Origin of the sequence: Streptomyces pathocidini (assembly GCF_001418495.1) — a bacterium.
In the GTDB taxonomy this organism is placed as follows: Bacteria; Actinomycetota; Actinomycetes; order Streptomycetales; family Streptomycetaceae; genus Streptomyces; species Streptomyces pathocidini.
In genome coordinates this window covers 1-4787 of the sequence record NZ_LIQY01000326.1, presented here as the reverse complement: position 1 = coordinate 4787, position 4787 = coordinate 1, and the positions used below count along the sequence as shown (strand labels likewise).

Genomic DNA, 4787 nt, shown 5'->3' with positions numbered 1-4787 from the left:
CAGCAACACTCCATAGGAGAACCCGAGATGAGCGCACAACCTCACACACGCCCCCTCGCGCCGGAGGCCGTCCTCCGGCGCCATGCCTCCACAGCCGGGGCCGCCACGGTGAGGGGCGCCGTCGCCGAGCGGGGGGAGGCCTCCCGATGAGGGTGCTGCTTCTCGGCGCGAACGGCTTCCTGGGACGGCACGTCGCCGACCGGCTGCTCGCCGACCCCGCCGTCCAACTCACCGCGCTGGGCCGGGGCGACGACGCCGACGTCCGGTTCGACCTCGCCAGCGGCAGCCCGGGCGCGCTGACCCGGTTCCTGGACGCCGTCCATCCCGGTGTCGTCATCAACTGCGCCGGCGCGACCCGCGGCGGGGCGCGCGACCTGACCCGGCACAACACCGTGGCCGTCGCCACCGTCTGCGAGTCGCTGCGCCGCAGCAGCACCGGCGCGCGCCTGGTGCAGATCGGCTGCGCGTCGGAGTACGGCCCCTCGCAGCCCGGCTCGTCCACCGCAGAGGACGCCGCACCGCGCCCCGGAGGCCCGTACGGGGTGAGCAAACTGGCCGCCACCGAGCTGGTGCTCGGCTCCGACCTGGACGCCGTCGTGCTGCGCGTCTTCCCGCCCGTCGGCCCCGGCACCCCGGCCGGCTCCCCGCTCGGCCGGATCGCCGAGGCCATGCGGCGCGCGATGCAGGCCGGGGACAGCGAGCTGAAGCTCAGCGGCCTCGGCGTGCAGCGCGACTTCGTGGACGTACGGGACGTGGCGCGTGCGGTGCACGCCGCGTCGCTGTCCGCCGCCCAGGGCGTCGTAAACATCGGCACCGGCCGCGCGGTGCGGCTGCGGGACGCCGCGGCCGTCCTGGCCCGCGTGGCGGGCTTTGACGGCACCATCCACGAGCTGGACCCGAGCCCGGCTCGCGGCGGCCTCGGCGGCGCGGCGGAGCACACGGGCGGCCAGCCGACGGCCGTGTACCCCTACCCGGACGGCTGCGGAGGCTGGCAGCAGGCGGACGTCCGTACCGCCCGCGACCGGCTCGGCTGGCGCCCGCGGATCCAACTCGAGGAATCCCTCGCCGACATCTGGATGGAGGCAGCATGTCGCATCTGATCGACGCCGGCCCCCGCCTCGCCGCGACAGCGGGCGCGAGCAGCCTGGGGGTGGGCGTGCCCGGCTACGCCCACCCGCTCGTCGCCCCGGCGGAGTGGGCCGAGCTGGCCCGCCCCGAGGCGCCGTTGCACTGGGCGGTGCTCAACGTCGCGCGCGGGCCCGGCATCCAGCCCGACCCGCACTGCCTGGAGGCGGCGGGGCGGCTGACCAACGCGGGCGTGCGCGTGCTCGGGCTCCTGGACACGCGTCTGGGCACCCGCCCCTTCGGGGAGTTGATCTCGGACGCGCACCACTTCCTGGACTGGTACAAGGTCGACGGGTTCTATCTGGACCGGTGTCCGCCCGACCGCGCCGTCCTCCAGGAGACCAAGCGCGTGGCCGCCACTCTGAGGGCCCTCCTTGAGGAGGCGTACCTGGTCTTCGGCCACGGCACGCACCCCTACCCCGGGTATGCGGAGTGGGCCGACCAATTGGTGACCTTCGCCGGCTCCTGGGCGGACTACCGCTGGTCCCAGGTCGCGGAGTGGACGGCCGAGTACGCGCCGCAACGGTTCTGCCACCTGGTGCACGGCGTCCCGCGCCTGCACTTGGAGGAGGCGGTCAGGATCGCCCGCTGGCAGGGCGCGGGCACCGTTTACTTCACCGACCGCACGGCCCGCGGGCGCGGCGCCGACCCCTGGGAGGCGCTTCCCGGCTACTGGGACGAGATCGTCTCGCGGATCGGACCGGGTGTCTCGGAATGAGATGGCCCGTGGCACTGTTACGAGGAGAGCAACCGTACTCACACCGACCAACGGAGCCCCCGTGTCGCTGCCACCCCTGGTCGAGCCGGCTTCCGAGCTCACCGTCGACGAGGTCCGCAGGTACTCCCGCCACCTGATCATCCCGGACGTCGGGATGGACGGGCAGAAGCGGCTGAAGAACGCCAAGGTGCTGTGTGTCGGTGCGGGTGGCCTCGGATCGCCGGCCCTGATGTACCTCGCCGCCGCCGGCGTCGGGACCCTGGGCATCGTGGAGTTCGACGAGGTCGACGAGTCGAACCTGCAGCGCCAGATCATCCACAGCCAGGGCGACATCGGCCGCTCCAAGGCCGAGTCCGCGCGCGACACGGTGCTGGGCATCAACCCGTACGTGACGGTCAACCTCCACCAGGAGCGGCTGGAGTCCTCCAACGTGATGGAGATCTTCGCCGAGTACGACCTGATCGTGGACGGCACCGACAACTTCGCCACCCGCTACCTGGTCAACGACGCCTGCGTGCTGCTGAACAAGCCGTACGTGTGGGGCTCGATCTACCGCTTCGACGGCCAGGCGTCCGTCTTCTGGTCCGAGCACGGCCCCTGCTACCGCTGCCTCTACCCCGAGCCCCCGCCGCCCGGCATGGTCCCCTCCTGCGCCGAGGGCGGCGTCCTGGGCGTGCTGTGCGCCTCCATCGGCTCGATCCAGGTGACCGAGGCCATCAAGGTCCTCACGGGCACCGGTGAGCCGCTCGTGGGCCGCCTGATGATCTACGACGCCCTGGAGATGACCTACCGGCAGGTCAAGGTCCGCAAGGACCCGGAGTGCGCGGTCTGCGGCAAGAACCCGACCGTCACCGAGCTCATCGACTACGAGGCCTTCTGCGGCGTCGTGTCGGAGGAGGCCCAGGAGGCCGCCGCCGGTTCGACGATCACGCCGAGCCAGCTCAAGGAGTGGATCGACGGCGGCGAGGCCATCGACATCATCGATGTCCGCGAGCCGAACGAGTACGAGATCGTCTCGATCCCCGGCGCCCGTCTGATCCCCAAGAACGAGTTCCTGATGGGCACCGCCCTTCAGGACCTGCCCCAGGACAAGAAGATCGTCCTGCACTGCAAGACGGGCGTCCGCTCCGCGGAGGTCCTCGCGGTCCTGAAGAACGCGGGCTTCTCGGACGCGGTCCATGTGGGCGGCGGCGTCATCGGCTGGGTCCACCAGATCGAGCCGACGAAGCCGGTCTACTGACGTCCGTCGGCTCCGCCCAAAGAGGTTTGTCCTGGGGGCTGTTCACCGGAGGGTGAACAGCCCCCGCCGCGTATGCGGACGTTGCGGTGCTGCCGCAAAGACCTTCCGGCCGCGATGGGGAGCGACCAGTACGGCGGAGCCCGGTGGTGCACCCGGACTGCCGAACCGGCCGTTCGTTGTCGTGTCGGCCCGCGCCGCTAGCGCGTACAGACCAGGCCGTCGCTCGGCGCCTTGCCGTCCAGGAGATACGCGTCCACGGCCGCGGTCACGCACGTGCCGTTGCCATAGGAGCCGTGTCCTTCGCCCTTGTTGGTGACCTCGACGCCGACCCCCTTGCCGAGCCGGTCGGCCATGCGGCGCGCCCCCTCGTACGGCGTGGCCGGGTCGCCGGTGTTGCCGACGACCACGATCGGCGCCGAGCCCTTCGCGGACACGTCCAGGCGGTCCGAGGCGCCCTTCACGGGCCAGTCGGTGCACTGGAGCAGCCCCCAGGCCAGGAACTCGCCGAAGACGGGCGAGGCCTTGCGGAACTCCGGCAGCTTGGCCCTGACCTCCTCGGGCGTGTAGCGCTGCTTCGCGTCGGCGCAGACTATGGCGGTGTTGGCGGACTGGATGTTGCTGTAGTGGCCCTCCTGGTCCCGGCCCGTCATCGCGTCGGAGAGGGCAAGGAGCAGGTTCCCGGTGCCGAGTTGCCCGGCCTCGTCGAGCCCCTGCTTCAGATAGGTCCAGTACTCCTTGGAGTAGAGCGCCTGCGCGATCCCGTTGAGGGCCAGGCTCTGTGTCAGCTCGCGGCCGTCCCGGGTCGGCAGCGGCTTCTTGTCGAGCCGGTCGAGTAGGGCGGCGATCTTCCGGCCGCCGTCCTCGGGGTCGGCTCCGGTCGGGCAGGAGGCGCCTTCCTTGGCACAGTCCTTCAGAAAGTTGTCCAGCGCGAGCTGGAACCCCTTGGCCTGGGCCAGGGACCCCTGTTCCGGGTCATGGGTCGGGTCGACCACCGCGTCGAAGACGGTGCGCCCTACGTTCCGGGGGAACAAGTGGGCGTAGACGGCGCCGAGTTCGGTCCCATAGGAGATGCCGAAGTAGTTGAGCTTCCTGTCCCCCAGGACCTGTCGCATCAGGTCCATGTCGCGGGCCGCGCTCTCGGTGTCCACATGGGGCAGGATCTTGCCGGCGTCCTTCTCGCAACCGTCCGCCGTCTTACGGGTGGTGTCCAGGGCCGCCTTCTCCTCGGCGGCGTCGTCCGGGGTGCTGTCGGTCGCGTACGCCGCGTCCAGGGCCTTGTCGTCCAGGCAGCGCACGCCCTCGCTGGCGCCGACGCCGCGCGGGTCGAAGCTGACCAGGTCGTAGCGCGAGTGCAGCTTCGCGTAGTCCTGCTGGGCGGCCAGCGGCAGGGTGGCGACGCCGGAGCCGCCGGGGCCGCCGAAGTTGAAGACCAGGGAACCTATGCGCCCGTTCCGGTCCTCGGCCTTGGCCCGTATAAGGGCGAGGTCCATCCGGTCTCCATCGGGCTCGGACCAGTCGACCGGCACCTTGAGGGTGCCGCACTCCCACTTGGTGCCGTCGGGCAGCGGCGCGGGCTTCCCGGATTCGGCTCCCTGGAGGGCGCTGGGCGCGGGGCAGCTCTTCCAACTGATCTTCTGATCGGTGAGCGGTCCGGACTCGTCCGCGTCGGAGCCCCCGCAGGCGCTCGCGGCCGTGACCAGGAGC

At 71.3% G+C, this 4787-nt stretch carries 4 protein-coding genes; 3 read left to right on the top strand and 1 reads right to left on the bottom strand.

Features of this window, described 5'->3' with window-relative positions; genetic code table 11:
• The first annotated feature begins 146 nt into the window (after positions 1-146).
• From AOK16_RS16295 to moeZ, 3 genes are all read left to right on the top strand, one after another.
• The gene (locus AOK16_RS16295; protein WP_055472967.1) at positions 147-1100 is read left to right on the top strand and encodes an NAD-dependent epimerase/dehydratase family protein; all 954 of its coding nucleotides are present in this window, start codon (positions 147-149) and stop codon (positions 1098-1100) included.
• On the top strand, positions 1088-1843 hold the full coding sequence (locus AOK16_RS16290) for a spherulation-specific family 4 protein (protein ID WP_055472966.1): 756 nt from the start codon (positions 1088-1090) through the stop codon (positions 1841-1843). The genes AOK16_RS16295 and AOK16_RS16290 overlap by 13 nt, the downstream gene beginning before the upstream one ends.
• 61 nt (positions 1844-1904) lie before the next feature.
• On the top strand, positions 1905-3083 hold the full coding sequence (gene moeZ, locus AOK16_RS16285) for an adenylyltransferase/sulfurtransferase MoeZ (RefSeq protein ID WP_055472965.1): 1179 nt from the start codon (positions 1905-1907) through the stop codon (positions 3081-3083).
• 197 nt (positions 3084-3280) lie between these two features.
• Here the strand turns inward: moeZ and AOK16_RS16280 are convergent, their stop codons facing one another.
• Positions 3281-4783, bottom strand: a complete 1503-nt coding sequence (locus tag AOK16_RS16280) for an alpha/beta hydrolase (protein WP_055472968.1) — start codon at positions 4781-4783, stop codon at positions 3281-3283.
• Between the last annotated feature and the right edge of the window lie 4 nt (positions 4784-4787).

What these genes read in the sequence shown, in the direction of transcription:
- AOK16_RS16295 (WP_055472967.1), top strand. Translation starts at nt 147, where the DNA reads ATGAGGGTGCTGCTTCTCGGCGCGAACGGCTTCCTGGGACGGCACGTC.
- AOK16_RS16290 (WP_055472966.1), top strand. Translation starts at nt 1,088, where the DNA reads ATGTCGCATCTGATCGACGCCGGCCCCCGCCTCGCCGCGACAGCGGGC.